The organism is uncultured Maribacter sp. (assembly GCF_947500985.1).
Classification (GTDB): Bacteria; Bacteroidota; Bacteroidia; order Flavobacteriales; family Flavobacteriaceae; genus Maribacter.
Window position 1 is genome coordinate 221371 of record NZ_CANMTX010000002.1, and the last position, 23647, is coordinate 245017.

19 protein-coding genes and 1 pseudogene are annotated in these 23647 nt (G+C 34.7%); 10 read left to right on the top strand and 10 right to left on the bottom strand.

Annotated features, from left to right (window positions below; genetic code table 11):
- Positions 1 to 37: 37 nt before the first annotated feature.
- Positions 38 to 259: a uracil phosphoribosyltransferase gene (locus Q0871_RS04495; protein WP_299318433.1), complete on the bottom strand. Its 222-nt coding sequence runs from the start codon at positions 257 to 259 to the stop codon at positions 38 to 40.
- A gap of 40 nt (positions 260 to 299) precedes the next feature.
- On the opposite strand from Q0871_RS04495, the gene Q0871_RS04500 reads away from it, so the two are divergent.
- From Q0871_RS04500 to Q0871_RS04510, 3 genes are read left to right on the top strand one after another with little or no spacing between them, the layout of a single operon-like run.
- Positions 300 to 1229, top strand: a complete 930-nt coding sequence (locus Q0871_RS04500) for a DUF6427 family protein (RefSeq protein ID WP_299318435.1) — start codon at positions 300 to 302, stop codon at positions 1227 to 1229.
- Between the two features lie 40 nt (positions 1230 to 1269).
- Positions 1270 to 1872 (top strand): DUF4254 domain-containing protein, encoded by a 603-nt coding sequence (locus Q0871_RS04505; protein ID WP_299318439.1) that lies wholly within the window; start codon positions 1270 to 1272, stop codon positions 1870 to 1872.
- Entirely contained in the window at positions 1859 to 2911 is a 1053-nt protein-coding gene (locus Q0871_RS04510) for a glycosyltransferase family 9 protein (RefSeq protein WP_367275127.1), read from the top strand. Before Q0871_RS04505 ends, Q0871_RS04510 begins: the two co-directional genes overlap by 14 nt.
- On the opposite strand, the gene Q0871_RS04515 is transcribed toward Q0871_RS04510, so the two are convergent.
- On the bottom strand, positions 2908 to 3525 hold the full coding sequence (locus tag Q0871_RS04515) for a TetR/AcrR family transcriptional regulator (RefSeq protein WP_299318443.1): 618 nt from the start codon (positions 3523 to 3525) through the stop codon (positions 2908 to 2910). The two genes, Q0871_RS04510 and Q0871_RS04515, sit on opposite strands and share 4 nt — an antisense overlap.
- Positions 3526 to 3813: 288 nt before the next feature.
- On the opposite strand from Q0871_RS04515, the gene Q0871_RS04520 reads away from it, so the two are divergent.
- Entirely contained in the window at positions 3814 to 5922 is a 2109-nt protein-coding gene (locus Q0871_RS04520) for a M48 family metallopeptidase (RefSeq protein WP_299318447.1), read from the top strand.
- Positions 5923 to 6005: 83 nt separating this feature from the next.
- On the opposite strand, the gene arsS is transcribed toward Q0871_RS04520, so the two are convergent.
- The 7 genes and pseudogenes from arsS to Q0871_RS04555 all read right to left on the bottom strand — a co-directional run bounded on the left by arsS (position 6006) and on the right by Q0871_RS04555 (position 15228).
- Positions 6006 to 7061 (bottom strand): arsenosugar biosynthesis radical SAM (seleno)protein ArsS, encoded by a 1056-nt coding sequence (arsS, locus tag Q0871_RS04525; protein WP_299318449.1) that lies wholly within the window; start codon positions 7059 to 7061, stop codon positions 6006 to 6008.
- Positions 7062 to 7273: 212 nt separating this feature from the next.
- Positions 7274 to 7609: an arsenosugar biosynthesis-associated peroxidase-like protein gene (locus Q0871_RS04530; RefSeq protein ID WP_081819435.1), complete on the bottom strand. Its 336-nt coding sequence runs from the start codon at positions 7607 to 7609 to the stop codon at positions 7274 to 7276.
- Between the two features lie 240 nt (positions 7610 to 7849).
- Positions 7850 to 8509: pseudogene (locus Q0871_RS04535) on the bottom strand (metallophosphoesterase); the annotation flags it as partial.
- Positions 8464 to 9804, bottom strand: a complete 1341-nt coding sequence (locus Q0871_RS04540) for a sodium:solute symporter (protein WP_299318451.1) — start codon at positions 9802 to 9804, stop codon at positions 8464 to 8466. The gene Q0871_RS04540 and the pseudogene Q0871_RS04535, both read right to left, overlap by 46 nt.
- Before the next feature lie 44 nt (positions 9805 to 9848).
- Positions 9849 to 11273, bottom strand: coding sequence for a SusD/RagB family nutrient-binding outer membrane lipoprotein (locus tag Q0871_RS04545; protein ID WP_299318455.1), 1425 nt, complete (start codon positions 11271 to 11273; stop codon positions 9849 to 9851).
- A 9-nt stretch (positions 11274 to 11282) separates the two neighbouring features.
- The gene (locus tag Q0871_RS04550) at positions 11283 to 14486 is read right to left on the bottom strand and encodes a SusC/RagA family TonB-linked outer membrane protein (protein WP_299318459.1); all 3204 of its coding nucleotides are present in this window, start codon (positions 14484 to 14486) and stop codon (positions 11283 to 11285) included.
- Between the two features lie 52 nt (positions 14487 to 14538).
- Positions 14539 to 15228 (bottom strand): DUF2064 domain-containing protein, encoded by a 690-nt coding sequence (locus tag Q0871_RS04555; protein ID WP_299318463.1) that lies wholly within the window; start codon positions 15226 to 15228, stop codon positions 14539 to 14541.
- A gap of 374 nt (positions 15229 to 15602) precedes the next feature.
- Between Q0871_RS04555 and Q0871_RS04560 the strand changes: the two genes are divergently transcribed.
- Together Q0871_RS04560 and Q0871_RS04565 are read left to right on the top strand one after the other, a co-directional pair.
- Positions 15603 to 17117 (top strand): Do family serine endopeptidase, encoded by a 1515-nt coding sequence (locus Q0871_RS04560; protein ID WP_299318466.1) that lies wholly within the window; start codon positions 15603 to 15605, stop codon positions 17115 to 17117.
- Between the two features lie 77 nt (positions 17118 to 17194).
- The gene (locus Q0871_RS04565; protein ID WP_299318471.1) at positions 17195 to 17968 is read left to right on the top strand and encodes a patatin-like phospholipase family protein; all 774 of its coding nucleotides are present in this window, start codon (positions 17195 to 17197) and stop codon (positions 17966 to 17968) included.
- 122 nt (positions 17969 to 18090) lie between these two features.
- Here Q0871_RS04565 and Q0871_RS04570 read toward each other — a convergent pair whose 3' ends face one another.
- A complete protein-coding gene (locus Q0871_RS04570) occupies positions 18091 to 19140 on the bottom strand; it encodes a ferredoxin--NADP reductase (RefSeq protein WP_299318475.1) in 1050 nt (349 codons plus the stop codon).
- 239 nt (positions 19141 to 19379) lie between these two features.
- Between Q0871_RS04570 and Q0871_RS04575 the strand changes: the two genes are divergently transcribed.
- The 4 genes from Q0871_RS04575 to Q0871_RS04590 all read left to right on the top strand — a co-directional run bounded on the left by Q0871_RS04575 (position 19380) and on the right by Q0871_RS04590 (position 23330).
- Entirely contained in the window at positions 19380 to 19727 is a 348-nt protein-coding gene (locus Q0871_RS04575) for a YciI family protein (protein ID WP_299318479.1), read from the top strand.
- A gap of 5 nt (positions 19728 to 19732) precedes the next feature.
- Complete coding sequence (locus tag Q0871_RS04580) at positions 19733 to 20971, top strand: sigma-70 family RNA polymerase sigma factor (RefSeq protein WP_299318483.1); 1239 nt, start codon at positions 19733 to 19735, stop codon at positions 20969 to 20971.
- A 115-nt stretch (positions 20972 to 21086) separates the two neighbouring features.
- Positions 21087 to 22556 carry a DUF5687 family protein gene (locus Q0871_RS04585; protein ID WP_299318487.1) on the top strand — a complete coding sequence of 490 codons (1470 nt, stop codon included), beginning with the start codon at positions 21087 to 21089 and terminating at the stop codon, positions 22554 to 22556.
- A 54-nt stretch (positions 22557 to 22610) separates the two neighbouring features.
- Entirely contained in the window at positions 22611 to 23330 is a 720-nt protein-coding gene (locus Q0871_RS04590; RefSeq protein ID WP_299318492.1) for an ABC transporter ATP-binding protein, read from the top strand.
- Positions 23331 to 23647: the final 317 nt, after the last annotated feature.

Genomic DNA, 23647 nt, shown 5'->3' on the forward strand with positions numbered 1-23647 from the left:
TTAAAGATTAAAAACTGATAACAGATTTAATTTGATATTATAAGTAAGAGTGAGAAGTACTCGACTTATCTTCTTCACCATTATCGTTATATTTTTTCAATTGAAGCATCCAATACACAAATGCTACAGAACCTATTAGCATAAATACCCAGTTTAAGATATTTGCCAAAGCCCAGCTATCTGCAAAACGTAAAAAATCTAACGGTGCAAATAGTACATTTACGAACAAATCTGCGATACCTTCAAAAAATGATTTCATCTTATTACTATATTTACCAGCAAAAATATAAAAAGCTTAGATGATTTCAAGCATTTTTGAGAAAACAAAACCGGTGAATTTCATCATTCTTCTGGTTTTTTTGTTTCTTTTCTACTGGTCAGTCCAATTTTACTTCTTTGATTTATCGATGAGCAATGTGGAAATTGCCCCGTCAATCGGTATTTTGACCATTTTATTATTCAGTGTCTTTATTGTTGACTTTGTTGTTAAACGTAACAAACTTACGAGTACAAATTCTTTTGCAATTTTGTTTTTCACCCTGCTTTTTGTGGTTTTCCCTGAGACGCTAGGTGATAATAATGCCATTTTCACCAGTTTTTTCTTATTGCTCGCGATGAGGCGATTGCTAAGTATTAAATCTCTAAAGAATATTAAACTTAAAATTTTTGACGCCTCACTCTGGATCTGCATTTCAAGTGTTTTCTATGAATGGGCTTTGCTTTATTTGCTATTAGTTTTTGTCGCAATATATATTTATGAACCAAAAAACATTCGAAATTGGTTGGTAATCATATCGGTAGGCTTTTGTTTTCTCATTATACTGTATGGTATATTAGTTTTACTTGACAAACCTAATTTTATTCTAGAGCATTATGATTTTGCAATTAACTATGACGCTATATTCCCCATTAAATGGTGGACTAGCCTAAAAATGACATTATATGCCTTATTCAATATAGCTCTTGCTTTTTCTGCTTTTGTACACTTGAGTAAATCGGGTGTGGGTAAGGTTATTGTTATGAGACTTATTGCATTTTCGTTTGTAATAGGCTTGGTCGTTAACGTGCTAGTTACTTCTGAAAATAACAATGCCGTGATGATTACCTTTTTTCCTTCGGTAATTTTCATCGTCAACTATCTTGAATCTATTAAGAAACCCAAGTTTCTAGAATTAATTCTTGTTTCTAGTATTTTAATACCCATCATAGTTTTTGTTGTGAAACTTTAGGTTTATGCTTTAAACTTTATCTTTGTTAAAAACAGCTCATATGTTTAGCGAATTCGCATTTAATATCTTTAATATCAGTATTAAAAAATATCACATAGTAGATGATGTGTATCAAAGTTTTCATAATCCTTATTCGAAAGAGGATATAGAGCATTTGCTTTATCGCAAAAACTGGATTGATACCGTTCAATGGCATTATGAGGATATCATAAGAGATCCGGATATAAATCCAGACGACGCCTTGGTTTTAAAACGTAAAATTGATGCTAGTAATCAAGACAGAACTGACTTGGTGGAGTTCATTGATAGTTATTTTCTTAATAAATACCAATCGGTAGATGTTAAGGCAGATGCTACTATTAATACAGAAAGTCCTGCTTGGGCAATTGATCGCCTATCTATTTTGGCGTTGAAAGTCTATCATATGAATGAAGAGGCTACTAGAGCAGATGCTTCTTTAGAACATAGAGAAAAATGCCAAGCTAAATTAGAAATCTTGCTTGAACAGAAAAACGACCTTTCTTTAGCTATAGACCAGTTGCTTGCAGATATTGAAAGTGGTGTGAAATATATGAAGGTATATAAGCAAATGAAGATGTATAATGATGAGGAACTAAACCCCATCCTTCGTGGCAACAAATAAAACTATTCATATTCTGGTCATTCGACTATCCGCAATGGGTGATGTTGCTATGACCGTGCCTGTTATTATGGGTGTCATTAAAAAATATCCCGAAGTAAAAATCACCGTTTTAACAAAAGCCTTTACTGCGCCAATATTTGCCAACATACCTAATGTAAAGGTCTATAATGCTGATGTAAAAGGAAAGCACAAAGGCATTTTGGGTCTTTGGAAATTATACCAAGAATTAAAAGCGTTACAGATTGATGTAGTTGCAGACTTGCATAATGTTCTTCGTAGTTCTATTCTAAAACAGTTTTTTAAACTATCTGCCATTCCATTAATTCAAGTGGATAAGGGAAGGGCAGCTAAGAAAGCTTTGGTAAATCCAAAACGAACATCTTTTAGCCCTTTACCAACTACTTTTAAACGCTATGCTGAGGTTTTTAGCAAGCTTGGTTATCCTGTTACAATAAGTGAGATTGAAACCTTATCTAAAAAACCAATTCCTGAGTCTGCAAATAGCTTGATTAATTTTGAAGGAAAGTTGAAAATTGGTATTGCCCCGTTTGCGGCTTTTAGCGGGAAAATGTATCCATTACCATTGATGGAGAAAGTTTTAAGTGATCTTAACGCTTCCAATAAATATTCAATAGTTTTATTTGGAGGAGGGAAAAAGGAAATTGAGGTTTTAGCAAAATGGGAATCTCAATTTAACAATTGCTCAAATGCAGCAGGCAAATTGTCATTTTCAGACGAATTGAGCTTAATATCTAATCTTCAGTTAATGTTAGCGATGGATAGTGGGAATGCCCATTTAGCTGCAATGTATGGTGTGCCAACCGTAACAATATGGGGCGTTACGCATCCGTATGCAGGTTTCTCGCCTTTTAATCAGCCAGAGCATCATGCCCTTTTATCCGACAGAAAAAAATATCCTGCTATACCCACTTCTATTTATGGTAATAAATATCCCGATGGTTATGATAATGTAATGGAAACAATATTACCTGAAACAATCGTTCAGAAAATCAGTGAAATTTTAAGTGTTTCGGTTTAAGAATTTACGGGCTTAGCTTCTATACTTTTAAAGTATTGACGTATCTGAGACATAAATCGATATTTTTTAGAAGAAGGAGCTGCACTTGTCATTAAAATTCTTACTCCGAAATAAGAACTCATTATAAAAGTAGCTGCAGCTTCACAATCTGCATGGCGGTCTAAATAGCCATTAAATTTTCCTTTTTGTAGAGCAGTTACTAGATTTACCTCCCATACAGTAACAATCTCATTTAGATGACGCATAACAACATCATTCTTACCATTGAATTCGGCCAAAAAATTACTTAGAACACAACCATAATCCATTTCATTATGAACTGCGGTTTCCAAGGCATCGTCGAAACATTTTGTAATAAGTGTTAATGGATTATCATGACCCTCAATAGGTTCTATTAATGTGCTGTATATTTTACGTGCAAGAAGATTTTCTATAATTTGTATAAAAAAATCTTCTTTAGATTCGAAGTGATAATAAAAAGCACCTTTAGAAAGGTCTAGTTTTTTTAGAATATCATCTATACTAGTATCGTAATACCCTTGGGCATAAAACAATTCTAATCCGGTGTTCTGTAAACGTTGCATGGTTGCCATGCGCTTAAGGCTCTTGTTCATAATATGTAGATTTGGGTAAATCCGACCATGTGGTCTTTTTATACAACAGTTTACCTCCTAAGATTATTTATAAAATTGGATGAAATGCAATATTTTTTCGATGAATGTTTAAAAATTGGTCAAAGAACAACATTTTCAATATTAAAACAGACTAACAAGTTGGTATACAAATTATTGCATTAACCTACATAATGCCATATTAACCTTAAGATATTTCTTGAATAGGATTAAAATAAATCTTGTTTATAAAAGTTTATGATTCGTACCAAAACCAATAATCGACCATAAATGACCAACTCTTTCTACCCAACAAGTCCTACTGAAATCCCTAAAAAGCTAACTGGTTTAACAAGCAGCTATCAATTGAAATCATTTTTAGCTATACTGGCCATTGTATTATTTTTTGCGCTTTATGCTGCAATGGTAACAGCATTGGGTTATTTGCTTTACTATGCGGTCATCTATGATATGGGGCATATTAATAAGTTTACTATTATTCTTAAGGTAGGTGCAATTGCAGGGGCAGCAATGCTTTTTGTTTTTACACTCAAGTTTATTTTTAAGCTCAAAAACCATAAACCGGTAAACCGTATTAAATTGGTTAAAGAAAAAAATAAATTGTTATGGAGTTTTATTGATCAGATATGCAAGGAAACAGGTGCACCAAAGCCTAAGGCTATCTATATGGATCCTGATGTCAATGCTTATGTATCATATAGCAATATGTGGTTAAGTTTATTTTTACCAATAAGAAAGGAATTAACTATTGGTATGGGTCTTACAGATTGTCTTAACCTATCTGAATTTAAAGCGGTAATTAGTCATGAATTTGGTCATTTTGCTCAACGTAGCATGAAGATCGGGAGTTATATTATATCTGCTAATACCATTATTCATGACATGATTTTTGAAAGGGATAAGTGGGATGATGCTCTTGATCAATGGCGTGCATCTGACATTAGGCTTTCTGCTGCGGCTTGGGTAATTACACCAATGATATGGGTTATAAGACAAATTCTAAATTTGTTTTATCAGTTTTTGAATTTAATGTATTCTTCATTGTCCAGAGAAATGGAATTTAATGCAGATAAGGTTGCCGTTAAAACTTCTGGTAGTGATGCAATTATTTCCGCACTTTGGAAATTAGACGGAGGCTCAGAAGCATGGGGTATAACTATGAACAATGGTATTTTGGCGGGCAAAAAGAACATTTTCGTTAAAAACCTTTATGCCAATAACGGTTTGGCCAATAAAAGAAATGCTGTTGAGCAAGGTAAAGCACTTAAAGAATTGCCTACGGACATTAGAGGTGGTAAAAAGTATTTTTCTGCTTCAGAACATTCTAAGGTAGGCATGTATACTAGTCACCCGCCTAATGATAAGCGAGAGAATAGTGCTAAATCACCATATGTTTTTTGTGAAATTGATGAGAGGTCTCCTTGGAATTTGTTTGAAAGTAGAGAAGAAATTCAGATGGAAATGACTTTATTGCTTTATAAAATGTATTTAAACCAAGTTCCAAAAGAATGGCAATCATCTGAAGTATTAGAAGGGTTTATAAAGTCCGAAACCCGGGGAGCAGAATTGTTCAAAGAATATGAGAATACATTTTCTAACCGATTTTTTCAAATTCCCAATGCGGAAAAGTTATCAGCTGCGTTACTAGAAATTGGTACGCCTACAAAGAAGGTTTTAGCTAGCTTAAAATCTGAATTAAAAGATTTAATGCTACCAATTAATGAAATAGAAACTTTAATTGTCAAAGCTCAAAATATTGCTCAAGGTACAACTAAGGAAAAGACTTTTTCTTTTAAAGGGGTAGAGTATAATAAGAAAACATTAGAGAATGGATATAATTTTTTACTAAACAAAAGGGAGGAGCATTTTAACCAAAGCTTTGAAAATTGGGATTATTCTTTTTGTGCGTTTTTTATTCTGTTGGCTAGAAAAGATGGTAAAGAAGAGCAATTGCAACGACTTTATAAACAACATGAAACGTTATCTATGTTCTATAGAAATATGACTACTACCAAGAATACAATTTACAATCGTGTAATTGAGGTTCAGAATATTGGTGAAGTAACCAAAGAACATATACACTCTTTAACCGCAAGCGTAAAAAAATCATTTGATTCGTTAAACGAGGAAGTTAACAATTTAGATAAATTAGATTTTGTTCCAATGCCAAATATTGAATCTATTCAAGAATTAAAGGAGGCTTTGGTAGAAAATGGAGAATTAAAAAAAGAGCATGGATTAATTTTTGAAAACGGGGGTTTTAATAAGATGATGCAGCAATTAGAAACAGCTATTTTTAATTGTCAAAGAATAGACCAAAAAAGTATTAGTAGCATTTTACTGTTTCACAAACAATTAGAACTGTTTTTAGAGGAGTAGATATGTACAATATCTAGTAATTAAAACACCAAGCTAACGTATTAACCTGGTGTTTTTTGTTTTAAATGAAACTGCTTTTAAGATTAAGCAACAGTCCCCTGGCAACTACTACCGGCACCTGCTGTACAACCATAACAATGCTGTGATATGATAATGTTTCTATCGTTCAATAGATCTTCGTTATAATCTTTAATATGTTTCACCTTACTAGCTACTTTTAGGTCTAGCATTTGGTTAAAATCACAATCGTATAACCATCCATCCCAACTAATAGATATCGTATTGGTACACATTACATTTTCTACTGCTGAGGGATTATATGCTTCTACCAAAGCATACATATAATCTTCATAGTTTTCTGAGGCTATCAAATAATCTAAGAAACGTGCTATAGGCAAATTGGTAATTGCAAACAGGTTATGAAATTGAATATCAAAATCTTCTTTTAAAGCTTTTTTGAAATCCTTTTCCATAGCTGCTTGGTCACCTGGTAAATATGCACCTGATGGATTATAGACTAAATCCAGCCTTAAATCGCTACCTGGCATACCATAACCTCTTGCGTTTAGTTCTTGCAATGCTTTGATTGACTTATCAAAAACACCGTCTCCTCTTTGCTTATCTGTTTTACCACGTGTATAGTGTGGCATTGAAGAAATAACGTGTACGTTATGCTTTTTAAAGAAATCTGGTAAATGATAATATTTTTTATTTGCTCTTATAATAGTAAGGTTAGAACGAACAATGAAATCTTTAATACCTGCTTTTGCAGCTTCTTCTACGAACCATTCAAAATCAGGATTCATTTCTGGTGCTCCACCAGTTAAATCTAAAGTATGAGCTCCTGTATTTTTAATGACCTCCAAACATTGTTTCATGGTATCGCGAGTCATAATTTCTTTACGATCAGGACCAGCATCTACGTGGCAATGTTCACAAACTTGATTACACATGTAACCCACATTAATTTGTAAGATTTCCAACTTTTTAGGTCGTAAAGGAAAATGTCCAATTTCGGCAATTTTATCTTTAAAATAAGGAAGCTCGCCATCAGCAAAAATTCCTCCATTCAATATTTCTAATTGCTTATTGGAAACTGCTAAATCGTTTCCTGTCGCTTTTAATGATTTTGTAGCCATTTTTTAGTTGTTCGTTGTTCGTTGTTCGTTGTTGGCATTTTGTAAATGCTTCAAACTTTAACATGACAACAATTAATTTCTTATTCTTAACCGTGAATATTCGTAATGAATATTCCATTTGCAATTTTTTTTAAACTAGCTTTAATTTCAATGTATTGATTATTAAAGAAGGCTGCTACCAACAACCATCAACGAATAACCAACAACGAAATTTACATGGACAATTTATTATACTTATTCATCATCTGTACACCATGCACCAATGTTGCACCGCTTTCAATGGCAGCACCGACATGAACGGCTTCCATCATTTCTTCTTTCGTAATTCCTTTTTGTAATCCGTCTTTGGTATACGCATCAATACAATACGGACACTTAACCACATGCGAAACTGCTAATGCAATTAGAGATTTTTCTCTAGCACTTAGTGCGCCTTCTTCGAAAACTTTACCATAATAATCGAAAAATTTTGTTCCAAGCTCTTCGCTCCACTCTGTAATTTTTCCGAATTTTCTTAAATCTGCTGGGTCGTAATACGTATTTGCCATCTTTTTTTGAGTTTTAGTTTGTATTGAATCTTTTTGTTCTTTGTTAAAATGAATCGGAATTCCCTGTCCCATTTTTTCTATTTCAGGAAGGATTTCCATATTATCCCAAATGCCAGAAGTGAGGGTGTCACCATAAGCTTCAGGTAAGTGATTTTTGTACATTAATTTCTGTGCGGTTTCGGCTTCGTATACAAATGATTGATGATTGAAGGTTACTTCCCCATCAATAATATCCAATATCATATACCATACGCGAGTAGTGCCATCATTTGCTGGCATGCCAATAACGCCAGGGTTCAACCATAGATTATCATTATTAGTTTGATGAAAGGGTAAACCGCAATGACCTGCAATAATGATATCACTTTTAGTCTCTTGAAAACAGCGTTCTTTACTTTCTGTGGCATTTGACTTAAATACGAATTCAGAAGTATTTCTATAGTTTCCATGGACTACGGTTACTTTTTTACCAGCATAATCAAAACTGATGTACTCTGGTATTTCCTTCATCCAACCTAAGGACTGTTGAGATAAATGACCCTTAGTATACGGAAACCACATTTTTGAAAAATCGTCGCAACGGCTACCACTCTTAAAATCGCATCCACAATCTTCGCTATCGCTAGCCAATTGTAGCTCTACATTACCTGCAATGCTTAATGCACCCCATTTTTGAAACAGTTGTACGGTTTCTTCTGGTTGTGCACAATACCCGGTAATGTCTCCAGTGCTTATACAGTTTTCAGGTTTAATACCCTCTTCTTCAGCAATAGAAATCAATTTTTCTAAAGCTTGTAGATTGCTATACACACCACCGAAAAGCAATAGTTTTCCTTCTTTTACCCCAATATGTTTTATTTCTTTATCCATGTAGGTATTATATAAACGAATAGGCAACATATGATGCCCCAAAAATTAATCCAAAGTAAATTGGCATACTTGCCGGTTGTAAAAATTAAATTATCTGGAAACCAGTTAAAAATTAAAAGGAAACCAAATATCAATCCGATGAAAACACTTAAGTGAAAACTGATTTTAGGTGCTTTGTCTTTCCAAAATATAAATACAGGAGTAAGACCTATCACCATAGTTCCACTAATTGTCGTAGCAGATAATATCTCTGCATCTAAAAAAACGGGTATGGTACCTAACATAGCTATTGCTACCATTGACCAACGTCCAAATTTTAATGTGTTTCCTAGATTTAAATCTAATGCCAATAATTTTGAAAATGATGAAAAAGTAGAATCTAATGTAGATGCGGCAGAGGTGATCATGATGAAATTGATGACTAATAATATTACGGTTCCAAATGCTTTACCAACTTGTACTGCAGCCTGACCGTGCATACCTTGAAATTGTGCATATACGCCGATAATACTAAATAAGATGATACAGATTGCACCTAGTACACTTGCCCATAAAAAACTCTTCAATGTTACTTTCGGACTACTGATAAATCCTCTATCGGTTAACACTGGGTCATGAAAGGGATAACTAAAGGATTGTAGCAATGCAGCGAATAGTAAATTGAGCCCTGTTTCAAAAGACCAAATTCCAGAATTAACCACTTCGGTAGTGGTGATTGCATTATCCTTTCCAAAAATAGTGAACAATATTACCGCTAATAGTATAGAAAATAGCCCCATTTGGACAACATCGGTGAAAATTGAACTGCTCATGCCTCCTTTGAGTACATATGCCAATGTTAGTCCGGTAAATACTAAAATGGACCAATAATATGGGCTCGTACCCATTTCGCCAAAGTAAGATCCTATCACCATGGTGTTACTCCAAACTTCATTGAACAATCTAAATGCAATTAATATGGAGAATATAGTCACGGCAGATTTACCGAATTTTGAAGATAGAAAATGATGAATACTGGTGTATTTACCATGAAGTCTCAATTTGTAAATGACGATACCTGCTACGGCAAAAGACAAATAATACCCTGCATAAGCTACGCCACCAACGATACCAAAATCTAATCCTAAATTTGCCGCGTTCGTAATGCTCTTTGCAAAAATCCATGAGATAATTAAACTACCCATTAACATAAAAGTATTGGGCGCTTTCTTTTTTTGTACTGCTTTAAAAAATTGATTGGTATCTTTTGCCCATGGGGAAAGGAAGAACAACACCAAACTTGATGCTATTATTAATCCCCATTGCCAAATCTTTACTTCAGTCATTTTTTTGGTTTTTCCTAACTCCTAACTCCTAACTCCTAACTCTGTTACTCATCCCACCAAACAGCCACATTTATACTATTACCTTCCGTGTTATTTGAAGCTTCGGTATAATTAGCATTATTTAAAGCTTCTTCTTCTGAAGGATATGGCATGCGAATCGGAATTAAATTATTGTTCAAACTAGCGGAAATTGTTTTCAATTGAGGAAAACCTGTTCTTCTATATTCAACCCAACCTTCATAACCGTTTATACTATTTGCAATCCATTTTTGGGTGATGATATTTTCTAATGGATCTCCGTTAGCCAAGGTCGCATCAATCGTTAAATAATCGGCAGGTAAATCTACTTGCCAATATTCAAAAGCTTGTATTACTCCTGTATTATAAAGGGTTTCGGTATCAGCAGTAATCAATCCTTTTTGGGCGGCTTCCGCTAACAAGAAGTGGGTTTCCATGCTTGTTATGAAGTTGGCGTCTAAAAGTCCGGTATTCTCTCTAAAAATAGCACCTAGCAAAGAGTAATCAGCTAACGAGACTCCGGCAGAGGCATCAATTCCATTTAATAGTCCATTGTAACCGTCATCTGTACTATTTGCAAATGGTTTGTACATACGGCTAATACGTGGGTCGTTTAAACTTGTCAAAATTTCATCCATAGTTTCAGAAAGCACGTAATTATTAAAATCACCAACCCTAAGCTGTGCCAGTCTAAAACTATTTGGCTCGCCATCGGTAAAATTGAAAATGGCATTTTCGCTATTATCGTTAATGAAATTACCTTCGATTGCGATTGCCTGTAATTGTGAAGCGACATCTATTTTACCTGAAACACGCATTAGATATTTAATCTTCAACGAATTTGCAAAACGTATCCATCCTTCTAAATCGCCATTAAATAAAATATCACCTTCTAAGGCAATTGTACCTGTGTAGCTCTCAAGCGCAGCAATACCTTTATCGAGATTATCAAATATGCCACCTTCATCCATGTAAATGGATTCTTGAGAATCGTAAACCGGAGTAACGGTTTCGGTATCACCTTTGAATGCTTCAGTATAAGGAACATCTCCAAATAAATCTGTTAGTCCTGCTGCCATGTAGGCTTTCATTATTCTTGCAGGTCCTTCATAGACCGCAAAGGCAATATTTTCTTGAGATAAATTCAATATGATCTCATTGTCTCTTAGATTTTGATAGAATATAGGCCAAGGATTGCCTCCCAATTGTGGAGATTTCAAATCATGTCTATCAAATAAGTTGAAATCGAGAGCCGTACTATATTGACCTAACAGATTGCCTGCAGTAAAACCTTCATATGACATTTGTTCACCAAAATCATAGATTACTTGTCTTAACAATAGACTAGGTTGTACTGCTACAGGATCATTGGTATTCGTATTAATTTCTTCAAAATCTTTTGTGCAGCCAACGACCAGTAATAAGATTAGAATGTTATATATATGTTTCATCTTTTTTTCTTAAAAATTAAATCCGGCTTTGAAACCTATGCTTCTTGTGGTGGCGTATGACATATCTTCTACGCCGCTAATAAATCCCTGTCCTTGTACCGCTAATTGCTCCGGGTCAAAATGCGGATTCTCAGTAATTGCAAATAAGTTCTTTCCGATAAGAGATAAACTCAGCGTTGCATCTTGATTGAAAAGGCTAAGATTGTCAAACGTATAGCCAACAGATAATTGACGCAACTTTAAAAAGGAAGCGTCATAGGTGTTGTTTTCTTCATGGTTTCTATCATAGAACTGACGATAGTAACTTTCTGCTGAAACTGCTACTGTATTTTGTGCATAAACAGGATTGTCAGTAGTGCCTGTATTTACAACGCCTTCGGGAACAATACCGCCTTCGGGTCTAAAAGCTGTTTCAGCTAATTGACCACCAACATTACCTAAAGCCCTTGTTCTAGAAACTATGATTCCGCCTTGTCGCCAATCGAAAAGGAAACCCATATTCCAGTTTTTATAATTGAACTGGTTATTGAAACCCAACATAAAATCAGGATTGTAATTACCCAATTTTTGAAGTTCATTATCTGGTATGTATCTGCCTTCATCCGTAAGAATAAAATCGCCATTTTCATTCTTAAGATATCCTGTTCCGTATAGATCACCAACGCGACCGCCTTCTTCTGCCTGTAAAAATACCGTTTGGTTTTGACTGTCGTAGATTCTAGAGTATGCGAGTGTTAGTCGACCTTCGTCTTGTGGTAAACTTTCAACCGTAGATTTGTTGGTGCTAAAATTTAAGGTGCTGTTCCATTTTAAATTTTGACTTATTACTGGCGATATGCCTAAAATAATCTCCACACCTTTAGAGCGAACTTCGCCACCATTAACTACTTGTTGCGTATAGCCAGACGAGATACCGATAGGGAGTGAAATGATTTGATCTTTGGTCAATGCGTTATAGTAAGAAACATCGAACCGAACCTGGTCGCCAAATAAACGAACATCTGCGCCTACTTCGAATGATGATGTTAATTCTGGTTGTAGATTAGCGTTTGCAATGGTATTAGAATTACTAAAGGTTGGTTGACCGTTAAATGGTGTCTGCGCCACAAAAGCGCCTGTAGTTTGATACGGATTTGTATCATTACCAACCTGTGCCCAACTTGCTCTTAATTTTGCAAATGATATCGCCTTAGGTAAATCAACTACTTCTGATAATATAAAACTGCTGGATACCGACGGGTAAAAGAATGAGGTGTTATCTACTGAAAACGGAGTGGCTAAAGCACTAGACCAATCGTTTCTGCCTGTGACATCCAAAAAAAGGTAATCTTTGTACCCGAATTTTGCTAAACTGTAAAAACTGTTTATTCTTTTATTCGATTCAAACTCGAATACTTCAATAGGTGAAGCTGCATTCGATAATCTAAATATGCCTGGTTGTGCTAAGCTTGTGGTTTGCGCTTGTGAGGTGAATGCTTTTTGATCTAATCGATTACCGCCAAGCGAAATATCAACTTTAAAGTCATTGAATTGATTTGAATAATTTAATAGAAAATCGGTATTCACTTCTCTATAGAAAACATCATGCTCGGCATAAGCACCATTAGAGAAACGATTAGAACTATAAGCCCTTTTTAATTGGCGTAGTTCACTAGAATAATCCATTCCTGTTCGTATAGATGCCGTTATGTGCGCTGTAATATCATAGCTGGCTGAGATGTTTCCAAAAACACGATCTCTATTGAAAGAGTTGGTGTTTTCATTAAGAATGAAATACGGATTATCGAAAAAGGTGTAGTTATATGAATACTGTTGTATGCCTTCTAAACCTGGTTGCCAGTAGTTCTTTAAATTTTCAATATTTAAAGAACGCGGACCCCAAGCTACTAAAGAATAATTTGCGTTTTCAGATCCATAACCGTTAGATGGTCTGTTGTCACTATTAGAATTAATATAACTGATAGATGAATTAATGCGTAATTTGTCAATAGGTTGAAAATTCAAACGTGCACTTACAGTTTGCCGGTCAAGATTAACACCGGGTATAATAGATTCACTTCGCAAATCAGTAAACGAAAGACGATAGTTGCCTTTTTCAAATTCATTTGAAATGGCGATGTTATTAATTAACGTTGTTCCGGTTTCATAGAAGTTCTTCAAGTTATCAGGATTAGATTTAAACTCCGTCGGTGTTATTGCATTGCCATTGTAAAGAGCAGTATCGCCACCGCGAACAATTGTTCCGTCTGCTAAAGTCACGGGACTATCATATTGCGGAATAAGGTTACCAACATCTAAACGAGGTCCCCAACTATAGGTGATTAAGTCATTTGTTCCACCACCTAATCCGTCTACAAAAGCAAATTCTCCGGCATTCCCCTGTCCGTATTCATTTTGAAAATCGGGCAATTGAAAAGCTGAATCCACAAAAAAGCTCGTATTATAACTTACTCCCAATCCTTTAGTGTTCTTGCCACTTTTAGTTTCAATAATAATAACACCATTAGATGCTCTAGTTCCATAAAGAGCCGCAGCACTTGGACCTTTTAAAACAGATACTTCGGCAATATCATCAGGATTCACATCCATAGCGCCATTTCCAAAATCGATTTCTTGAAATCCGGCTGCTGCTTCATTGGTAAAGTTGAAGACCGAGTTGTTATTTATAGGTACTCCATCAACAATAAATAGCGGATTGTTATTAGAGAAAGAAGCTTCACCACGAATGGTAATTTTTGATGAAGATCCAACACCAGTAGCACCTTGGTTAATAGTTACACCTGCCAGTTTACCAGAGAGGTTGTCTAGAAAGTTCACTGATTTCACCTCGGTAACTCCTTTGGCGTCTAAACTTTGAACTACATAACCTAATTCTTTGGTTTCTCGTTTCAACCCTAATGCGGTTAATACGACTTCGTCTAAAACTTCAGAAGAATCTGCCAAGGTGATATTTATAGTTCGTCGATTGTTTATATTAATTATTTGAGTTTCATATCCTAAAACGGAATATTCAATAGCGCCTGAAAGATTAGGTACATTAATAGTGTATATACCATCTTCATTAGTGGTTGATCCGTTTACCGTACCAGACAATACAATGTTTACGTACGGTATGGTATTGCCATCGGTATCGGTCACAATACCTGAAATTGTTTCTTGAGCATTGACCATGTTCATTATAAACAATGTCAACACTAGTACTAAGTGTCTCATAAAAAGCTTTAAACTGAAGTTGTATTTACCCAACTATTGAGCAAAGAGGGAATTAGATAAATGAAACTTCAGGCGAACCCTTATTGTACATGAATCTGTCGAGAAACAGACGTAAGAAGTTTTGATTAGTGTAGTATAGACTTCTTTTTACTTTTAATAATCCTATAATCAACAACAATAATGCTGGAGAAAGATTTTTAGAGAACGATAATAAAGAGTGCAAATCTTTTTCGTTGTCTAAATCTCGTAAAACAGGAAGCTTAATTAATTCGGAGGACTCTTCATGTAACCACAGCGATATTTCATGATACAGACTATAACGCTGCCAAGACAAGTTTTGAAATGCTGCAATATCAAAATTAGATTTTTGTATACCTAGCAAATAAAATCCGCCATCGATTGATGGTCCTATTACGGTTTTGCCTAGCGCTAATTGTTTTGCTGTATGTTGAAGATGATGTATTTTTAAATGTGGAGTATCATTACCAATGGTTATGATATTAGAAAAACCTCTTTCAAAAACGTTGGCAATTGCATTGGTAAAACGTTCACCAAAAGTTACGCCAACTTGATTATTATCTGAAAAATGAAAAACAGGTAAACCTGTTTTTTTAGCCTTCTTAAGTGTAGTTTGAGTTAGAGTATCAAATAACTGTTCACCTTTAGGTATGTACTTATTTGCCAAATCTTGTTTGGCAGAATTGGCAAATACTAAAATTGCAGTAGTACCCTGTGAATTCAATTAAATTTTCTTTCTCGTTGTTAAACTTACGTAAAAATAAAGCAAAGGTTTTCTAAGTATATATAATTTATATGATTAAAATATAAGAAATATCTTACTTTAAGTCAAAATGTCAGTTTTAGACCATGTGGTCGGTTTTAAATAACTGGTTTGACCAATTACCTAATACAATCATCTGTAAAGTTGATCTTTAATAAGATAAACAGCACCTTTATGAACTTTAATCCACGCTAGTTTTAAGGTTACAGACTGGTTAGTCTAAAAAAATCCTTAAAATTTCAGTAAGTTTTAATTTTTTTTTAGCATTGACAGGCATGGGCATGGCATAGCTATTGACACTAGGGAGTTAGAAGAATTTTAAAAATAAATTATATATGAAATCAGATACAAATACCAGAAGCGCTTGGAAGGTTTACTTCTTCTCAGCGATTATTGCGCTTGCAGTGAGTTATGGCGTACTACATTTTAACAAACAAGAGGTAAAAGAATCTACCGGAGTAACTGTCGTGGAATCTGTGCCAGGTGCACAGGCTTTATATACGAGAGATAACGAAGGAAATATTAAGCCTTTAGATTTTACAGAAACTTCTAAAAAAGTCTTAGATGCCGTAGTGCATATTAAATCTACCCAAACAGGTTCATCAAACCAAAATCAAGCAGCGCGCGACTTGCCAGACCCTTTTAAAGAGTTTTTTGGTGATATGTTTAAAGGGCAATCTCCAGAAGGTACACGTTCGCAACCTAGAGTTGGCACGGGATCTGGCGTTATCATAAATGACAAAGGGTATATCGTTACCAATAACCATGTTATCGATAATGCCGATGAGGTTGAGGTAACCCTATATAATAACCAATCGTATAAAGCCACTGTTATTGGTACAGACCCAACTACAGATTTGGCACTTTTACAGATAAAAGCTGATAATTTAAAAACGATGTCATTGGTTAATTCTGATGATGTAGAAGTAGGTGAGTGGGTATTGGCAGTTGGTAATCCGCTTGGATTAAATTCTACGGTAACCGCCGGTATTGTTAGTGCAAAGGCAAGAAGCATTCATATTAATACAGATAAGTTTGCGGTAGAAAGCTTTATACAGACAGATGCTGCTATCAACCCAGGTAATAGTGGTGGTGCTTTAGTAAATTTAGATGGTAACCTTGTGGGTATTAACACTGCCATAGCAAGTACAACAGGTACATATACAGGATACGGATTTGCGGTGCCTAGCAACATCGTTACCAAAGTAGTCGAAGATTTATTGAAATTCGGTAACGTACAGCGTGGTATGTTAGGGGTTTCTATCAGAACTATGGACAGTAACTTAGCGAAAGAGAAAAATGTTGACTTTACCAAAGGGGTATGGGTAGAACAAGTTGGTGAAGATAGTGGCGCAGATTTGGCAGGTATGGAATCAGGTGATATTATCGTTAGCGTAAATGGTAAAGAAACAGGAACTTCACCAAGGCTTCAAGAAATTATTGCTGGTAAAAGACCTGGCGATAAGGTTACCATTGTTGTAAATAGAAATGGTAAAGAAAAAGAATTGGAAGTAGAGTTACAAAATTCTCAGGGTGGTACCGATATTATCAAAAAAGAAGAGAAAGAAGTTTTTAATCTGCTCGGAGCTGATTTTGAGAATGTAGATAAAGAAATCGCAAAGAAATTTGGTTTAGATGGTGGAGTGCAGGTAACCAAATTGTATTCTGGTAAGATTAAGAAAGAAACTCAAATGAGAGAAGGGTTTATTATTACACATATTGATGGTAAACGTGTAAACGATGTTGATGACGTTGCTGCTATTTTAGAGAATAAAAAAGGTGGAGTAATGTTAGAAGGGGTTTATGAAGATGGCACTAAAAATTATTATGCCTTCGGATTGGATTCATAGTCCGCTTTAATGACTAATTTTATGCCGAGTGGATAATAGTATCCGTTCGGCATTTTTTTTGAATTAATTCTAGATAGATGCAAATAGGTTCTAAGTCCGTAGGTTTGGTGCTTTCTGGTGGGGGCATTCGAGGTATGGCACACATAGGAGTAATTAAAGCAATGCAAGAGTTTGGTCTAGAAGCCAGCGTTGTTTCTGGAAGCAGTATTGGTGCTTTAGTTGGTGCGTTGTATGCAGCCGATAAACCAGTTATTGATATGCTCCGTTTTTTTAAGGAGACTCCGCTTTTTAAATACAATTATTTCGCGGTCGCAAAACCGGGTTTATTGAATAGCGAGAGTTATATATCTTCTTTCAAACAGTATTTTCCAGATGATAGTTTTGAGGCTTTGAATAGAGAGCTTCACGTCGTAGCCACCAATTTACAAAGGGGAGAAGAACTCTTTATAAATGATGGAGAATTAATAAAACCATTACTGGCTTCTGCCGCATTACCACCTGTTTTTAGTCCGGTAGAGTATAAAGGTGAATTATATGCCGATGGCGGAATAATGAATAATTTTCCTTCAGAGCCGGTTTTATCTAAAGTAGAATATGTAATTGGCAGTAATGTATCAGTAGTTTCTAAATTAGAGAAAAAGCATTTGAACAATTCGTTTCAATTGACAGGCAGAGTAACGGGGTTGATGATTTATGCTATTAACCGACAAAAGATTAATAATTGCCATCTTATCCTCGAATCGCAAGAATTGGAACATATCGGTTTACTTGATCGAAGAGGTATCGAAAAGGCCTATGCAATTGGGTATGAGACTGCGGTGAGAAAATTTGAAACTATGTTTCCAGAATAGTTATTAGATAAAAAAAACGTCATTGCGATGTACGAAACAATCTCACAGATAGTAACAACTATTCAACTGATTGCTCCACAGCGTTCGCAATGACGATTTTATAAAGTTTATTTAGTACTTAACTAAACATCATCATAGTCTACCTTAATAGTCGGTGTAGTAGGGTGTGCTTGACAGGTAAGAATAAAACCGTCTGCTATTTCTTTATCGGTCAGGATCTGGTTCATAACCATTTCTGCTTTTCCTTCCGTTACCTTAGCAATACAACTACTACATACTCCGCCTTGACATGAGTATGGGGCATCTATATTTTCCTTTAAAACAGCATCTAGTATTACTGTTTTCTTATCCATTGTAAACTGAAATTCCTCATCATCAACAAGAACGGTTATAGAAGTTTGACCATCTGCTTGTACAGGTAATTCTTCTTTTATTTCAGTAGGAGTAAAAAGCTCAAAATGGATTTTATCTTTTTCAACTTCATTCTCTACCAAAGTATCTTGTACCAAACGGATCATCTCTTCTGGTCCACATAAATAGTAGCCATCAAAATCAACATCCTTATGCTTATTTAATAATGCATAGTTTACGGTTGAGGTATCTATTCTACCAAATAAAGCCTTGTCTTCACGAGTCTGACTGTTAGTAAAGTACACAAAAAATCTATTGGCATATTCTAGTTCTAGTTTTACCAAATCAGTATAGAACATGGTCTCTTCATAAGATTTGTTACCGTATACCAACACGAATTTGTTCTTTGAGTTACTATCTAAAACAGACTTTACAATACTCATAATAGGGGTAATACCACTACCTGCTGCAAAAGCAGCAATGTTCTGAACGTCTTTGGTTGTATTGAATACGAAACGACCTTCTGGTTCCATTACCTCTAATGTATCGCCGACCTTTAATTCTGAGTTGGCGTAATTTGAGAATCCGCCATTATCTACCTTTTTTATACCAATGGTGATACCATCTTTTTCTGTAGATGAACTAATAGAATATGCTCTTCTAAGTTCTTTACCTTTAATTTCTTTTTTTATGGTGATATACTGACCTGCCGTAAAGGCGAAAGTCTGTGCCAATTCTTTCGGAATTGAAAATGTAACGGCAACAGAAGTTGGCGTTAATTTCTTAATGTGTTTTACCGTTAGTGGGTGAAAATGCGACATATGTTGGTTTCTTTAAATCGATTTACAAAATTAAGCATGCTTTTGCGATAAAATATGACATTTGTCAAAAAAGTATAATTCTCTATGTTATGTCGTGAAGTTTCAGTTTTAAAAATCCTTAAATTATCTTTTTGAAAAAATTATTCTAAAAATTGTCCCTAATTTGATTTCGGTAACGTCATTGGATAAACAATAAGAACTTAGAGTGAGTTCTATGTAAAAACTAAAACAGTTAAATTATGAAAGATTTTATGATGATTTTTATTGGTGCAGATTACCAAGAATTAGGTTTATCGCAAGAGCAATTACAAGAACGAATGGGGAAATGGTTTGCTTGGAATGAAAAAATGATGGCTCAGGGTATTGTAAAAGGTGGTGACGCTTTAGTTCCACATGTAAAAAGAGTTTCTGGTCCGAAGCGTACCGTAACCGATGCTCCTTTAATAGAGGGTAAAGAGTTGATTGGAGGGTATTACATTGTACAAGCGGAAAATGCTGATGCTGTGGTTAAGATTGCTGAAGATTATCCAGATTATGATTTGAACGGTACCGTTGAAATTAGAGAAGTAATGGTATTTGAGCAGTAAGATATATGGAACATAAAGTAGTTGACCATCTTTTTAGACATCATTACGGGAAGATGGTCGCTATTCTAACCCGCTTTTTTGGTCTCTCTTATTTAGAAACTATTGAAGATGCGGTACAGGATACGTTTATAAAAGCCACCTCTCAATGGCGAACAAAAATTCCTGATAACCCAGAAGCTTGGCTGAACCGAGTTGCCAAAAACAGAACTATTGATATTCTGCGGAGTATACAAGCAGAAAAGAATAGAAACCTTACTATTACTACAGGAGCTTCTTCGCTACAGATTGATGAACTTTTTTTAGACCATGAAGTCGCCGATAGTCAGTTACGAATGATTTTCGTTGCATGCCACCCAAGTTTGCACCCTAACGAGCAAATTGCTTTTGCACTAAAAACAATTTCGGGATTCAGTACTAAAGAAATTGCTGCGGCCTTGCTGACCAAAGAAGATGCAATTGTTAAGCGATTAACCCGTGCGAAGAAATCAATTCGAGAGAACAACATTCAATTTAAATATCCAAATCCTGAAGCTATTCAGGAACGGATGCTACGCGTTATGGAAGTTATTTATTTGACATTTAATGAAGGGTTTCATTCTACCAATCAAGACAAATTGATTAAGGAAGATTTGTGTGGCGAAGCCATTCGACTTTGCCAACTTCTTCTGAAAAAAGAGCAATTTAGAAGCGGAAGTTTGTATGCACTTTTTGCGTTACTATGTTTTCACTTGTCTCGGTTAGAAAGTAAAATATCTATTGATAATCAAATAGTTAATTTGCAGAATCAAGACCGTGCCAAATGGTATTTTCCGTTGATAAAAATGGGTAATAGTGCTATGAATAAGGCTGTGGAGTATGACGATACCTCTGTTTATCATTACGAAGCTGCAATAGCATCAGAGCATTTAAATGCCAAAACTTTTGAAGACACCAACTGGGAAAATATCTCTAATTGGTATGAACAATTATATATGTTCGAATCAAATATGTTTACTTTATTGAATCATGCAACGGTATGTATTCAATTGAGTGATTATGAAAAAACACTTCACTTACTAAATAGTATAGATGTTTCAGATTTAGGACAAAGAGCGTATTTGTATTATGGTTGTTATGCAGAATTATATATTAAAAAAGGAGAAAAGGAATTAGCGATTTCTTTTTTAGATAAAGCCTTGTTAGGGACCTCAAATATGCTAGAGAAGGAGTTTTTGACTATAAAGAGAGAGGGATTAATTGGTTAATTTTTTAGGTATATATAGTAAGGTATAAAATAAGAGCTTAATGAATATTTTGAAGTTTGTTTGTAACAAACTCAAGATTTTTCTTACTTATATTCTGAATACTAAAACCAACCGAATGTTTAAACGTTTTTCTTCATTACAATGGAAATCCTTTTTTAGGTCCTCTAACCTTGGTAAAAGTCTAGGGATAAAAATAGTGATGGGATTTTTTGGCATATACATGCTTTTATCACTTGCTGGTGCAGGAGCCGGAATGTACTTTATCTTAAAAGAAATATTCCCAGATCAAAGCCCTATGTGGAGTATTAGCCAATATTTTATTTACTGGATTTTAATTGAATTATTTCTACGATACTTCATGCAAAAATTACCGGTGATGGATATAAAACCATTCTTGACCACCCCTGTTAAGAAAAGTACCATCGCGCATTATATATTGGGTAGATCGGCAGCATCTATCTATAATTTATTAACGTTGTTCTTTATAGTACCCTTTGCAATTGTTTTATTGTTTAATGGCTATCCTGTTTTAAATGTGTTGCTATGGATAGTGGGTATAATGGGCATTATACTTAGTATTAATTATGTAAACCTGCTTGTAAATAAGAATGATAAAGTTCTTATTGGCATAGGAAGTATTCTTGCTTTAGGTTACGGATTGGATTATTTTGGAGTGTTCTCTGTTAAAGAGTTTTTTGCACCTGTTTTTCATGCGCTCTATGCATATCCAATTACGGTATTGATTCCGATTGCTTTTGCAGCACTTATATACTATGTCAATTTTAAATACTTACGAGATAAGATTTATTTAGATGCAAAGCTTCAATCGAAATCAGTAGAGGCAAATACTTCAGATATGTCTTGGACAAAGCGTTTTGGAGAAATGGGTTCTTTCTTACAGCTTGATTTAAAAATGATTTGGAGAAATAAAAGAACAAAGTCTCAAGTGTTTATTTCCTTACTTTTTGTTTTTTATGGCTTGGTATTCTATACCGTAGAAGTCTATAGTAGTATGATGCCAATGAAAGCATTTGTTGGTGTATTTATGACAGGAATTTTCTTAAGTAATTTTGGTCAATTTATCCCAGCTTGGGATAGTAGCTATTATAGTATGATGATGTCGCAGAACATACCAATGCGAAAGTATTTAGAATCTAAAGTTATTTTAATTACTGTAAGTGTTGTGGGTATGTTTTTATTGACGATACCCTATGTTTACTTTGGTTGGGAGGCTTTAGCTATTAATTTTGGTTGCGCATTGTATAATCTAGGAGTAAATATACCGGTCATTTTATATTTCGGTTCATTTAATAAAAAGAGAATCGAATTAGATCAGAGTCCGTTTGGTAACATGCAGGGCGCAAGTGCTACTCAGTTTTTGGTAATGCTTCCAGTTATGGTAGTTCCTATAATTATCTTTTCCATCTTTTATTACATCTTTAATATAGAAGTTGCAGTCGGAGTATTATCAGTTTTAGGCATTATTGGTTTTGCCATGAAGAACTACTTAATCGATTTGATCACGGAGCAGTACAAGAAAAAGAAATACGGAATGATTGCAGGTTTTAAAGAGAAGGCGAGTTAAGGTTTTTCATTTGACGCATTTCATTTCATCCTAAAAAATTAGAATAATAAGATTATGATTACAATAGAAAATTTATCAAAGAAATACGGTTCACAACAAGTACTAAACATCGAACATTTAAACATTCCAACGGGACAAAGCTTCGGGTTAGTTGGTAATAATGGTGCAGGTAAAACAACGCTTTTCAGTTTGTTGTTAGATTTGATTCAGCCTAGTACAGGTCATATCATTAATAATGAAGTTCAGGTAAACACCAGTGAAGATTGGAAACCTTTTACATCATCGTTTATAGATGAAACTTTTCTGATTGGGTACTTGACTCCCGAAGAGTATTTCTACTTCATTGGTGACCTTCGCGGGCAAAATAAAGCTGATGTAGATGGGCTTTTAGCACAATATCAAGATTTCTTTCATGATGAAATTTTAGGTCAGAAGAAGTACTTAAGAGATTTATCGAAAGGAAATCAGAAGAAAGCTGGTATTGTAGCTTCTTTTATAGGGAACCCTAAAGTGGTCATATTAGATGAGCCTTTTGCAAATTTAGATCCAACAACTCAAATTCGATTAAAGCAAATCATTAAAGAACTGGCAGAACAAAAAGATGTAACCGTTTTAGTATCTAGTCACGATTTAATTCATGTAACCGAAGTATGCGAACGTATAGTGGTATTGAACAAAGGAGAAGTAGTTAAAGACATTGAAACATCTGCTGAAACCTTGAAAGAATTAGAGGTTTTCTTTGGTGCAGAAAGTGCTCTGCCGGTTGCGGAATAATACGGATGTCTGTTCGTTCTAGGGCAGTGGAGAACTACAACTCGTTAAAAAATCAATGAGATTTCGACAGTGTGTGATTAGACGAACTACACTTTTAACTAAAAGCCATAAAAAAACATAAAACCGACCACTAGGTTGGTTTTTCATTTCTGAGTTTTATAAGGAGATAGATAAAATCCGATGAAGATGTATTTGATCAGATTATCTGCAGTTACCATATAAATTCTTGGTCATTTTAATTTAAAACAAACTACATAGTCGGTAAAAATTTGTGTTAGTGCTTTAGAAATGTTGCGAATGCTTAAAAATAAATATGC

What these genes read in the sequence shown, in the direction of transcription:
- Q0871_RS04540 (WP_299318451.1), bottom strand. Translation starts at nt 9,804, where the DNA reads ATGACTGAAGTAAAGATTTGGCAATGGGGATTAATAATAGCATCAAGT.
- Q0871_RS04590 (WP_299318492.1), top strand. Translation starts at nt 22,611, where the DNA reads ATGATTACAATAGAAAATTTATCAAAGAAATACGGTTCACAACAAGTA.
- arsS (WP_299318449.1), bottom strand. Translation starts at nt 7,061, where the DNA reads ATGGCTACAAAATCATTAAAAGCGACAGGAAACGATTTAGCAGTTTCC.
- Q0871_RS04495 (WP_299318433.1), bottom strand. Translation starts at nt 259, where the DNA reads ATGAAATCATTTTTTGAAGGTATCGCAGATTTGTTCGTAAATGTACTA.
- Q0871_RS04545 (WP_299318455.1), bottom strand. Translation starts at nt 11,273, where the DNA reads ATGAAACATATATATAACATTCTAATCTTATTACTGGTCGTTGGCTGC.
- Q0871_RS04575 (WP_299318479.1), top strand. Translation starts at nt 19,380, where the DNA reads ATGAAAGATTTTATGATGATTTTTATTGGTGCAGATTACCAAGAATTA.
- Q0871_RS04580 (WP_299318483.1), top strand. Translation starts at nt 19,733, where the DNA reads ATGGAACATAAAGTAGTTGACCATCTTTTTAGACATCATTACGGGAAG.
- Q0871_RS04560 (WP_299318466.1), top strand. Translation starts at nt 15,603, where the DNA reads ATGAAATCAGATACAAATACCAGAAGCGCTTGGAAGGTTTACTTCTTC.
- Q0871_RS04500 (WP_299318435.1), top strand. Translation starts at nt 300, where the DNA reads ATGATTTCAAGCATTTTTGAGAAAACAAAACCGGTGAATTTCATCATT.
- Q0871_RS04585 (WP_299318487.1), top strand. Translation starts at nt 21,087, where the DNA reads ATGTTTAAACGTTTTTCTTCATTACAATGGAAATCCTTTTTTAGGTCC.
- Q0871_RS04515 (WP_299318443.1), bottom strand. Translation starts at nt 3,525, where the DNA reads ATGAACAAGAGCCTTAAGCGCATGGCAACCATGCAACGTTTACAGAAC.
- Q0871_RS04530 (WP_081819435.1), bottom strand. Translation starts at nt 7,609, where the DNA reads ATGGCAAATACGTATTACGACCCAGCAGATTTAAGAAAATTCGGAAAA.
- Q0871_RS04570 (WP_299318475.1), bottom strand. Translation starts at nt 19,140, where the DNA reads ATGTCGCATTTTCACCCACTAACGGTAAAACACATTAAGAAATTAACG.
- Q0871_RS04565 (WP_299318471.1), top strand. Translation starts at nt 17,195, where the DNA reads ATGCAAATAGGTTCTAAGTCCGTAGGTTTGGTGCTTTCTGGTGGGGGC.
- Q0871_RS04520 (WP_299318447.1), top strand. Translation starts at nt 3,814, where the DNA reads ATGACCAACTCTTTCTACCCAACAAGTCCTACTGAAATCCCTAAAAAG.
- Q0871_RS04550 (WP_299318459.1), bottom strand. Translation starts at nt 14,486, where the DNA reads ATGAGACACTTAGTACTAGTGTTGACATTGTTTATAATGAACATGGTC.
- Q0871_RS04505 (WP_299318439.1), top strand. Translation starts at nt 1,270, where the DNA reads ATGTTTAGCGAATTCGCATTTAATATCTTTAATATCAGTATTAAAAAA.